We start from the raw sequence: 789 nt of genomic DNA on the forward strand, positions 1-789 counted from the left end.
TAACCCGCAAGGGAGCCAGCCGCCGAAGGTGGGGTAGATGATTGGGGTGAAGTCGTAACAAGGTAGCCGTATCGGAAGGTGCGGCTGGATCACCTCCTTTCTATGGAGAATCGCTTCCTGCAACGGAAGCATTCAAATTCGAGGCATCGCCAGATGCCTCAGCAGAAACCTTCGGGTTTCAAAACCGGCTTGTCACTCACTCGTTGTCAGTTTTGAAAGAGCAAGTCTCTTTCAATCGCAAGACGCTTCATCGTTTGGTGGCGATGGCGGAAGGGAACCACGCGTACCCATCCCGAACACGACCGTTAAGCCTTCCAGCGCCGATGGTACTTGGACCGCAGGGTCCTGGGAGAGTAGGACGTCGCCAAGCGGTGCATTTTTGCGCCAAGTTTTACCCTTGTACCTTGAAAACTGGATACGAACGATATGAAATGCTGAAACATCCGAAAGCTGTGGTCTTAACTGGAACTTGTCTTTTAGGCAAGATGGTTAAGCTACTAAGAGCGCACGGAGGATGCCTAGGCGCCAGAAGCCGAAGAAGGACGTGGCGAACCACGATAGGCCTCGGGGAGCTGTAAGCAAGCGTTGATCCGGGGATTTCCGAATGGGGAAACCCAGCTGGAGTAATGTCCAGTTACTATAGTGTGAATACATAGCACTATGTGAGGCACACCAGGGGAACTGAAACATCTAAGTACCCTGAGGAAGAGAAAACAATAGTGATTCCGTCAGTAGCGGCGAGCGAACGCGGATTAGCCCAAACCAGGGGGCTTGCTCCCTGGGGTTGTG

3 rRNA genes are annotated in these 789 nt (G+C 52.7%); all 3 read left to right on the plus strand.

Features of this window, described 5'->3' with window-relative positions:
- Window positions 1–100 (plus strand): 16S ribosomal RNA (locus tag M3223_RS23790); the annotation flags it as partial.
- A 153-nt stretch (window positions 101–253) separates the two neighbouring features.
- A 5S ribosomal RNA gene (rrf, locus tag M3223_RS23795) occupies window positions 254–370 on the plus strand.
- 117 nt (window positions 371–487) lie between these two features.
- A 23S ribosomal RNA gene (locus M3223_RS23800) occupies window positions 488–789 on the plus strand; the annotation flags it as partial.

The sequence above is a fragment of the Paenibacillus pasadenensis genome (assembly GCF_023715725.1).
GTDB lineage: Bacteria > Bacillota > Bacilli > Paenibacillales > Paenibacillaceae > Paenibacillus_O > Paenibacillus_O pasadenensis_A.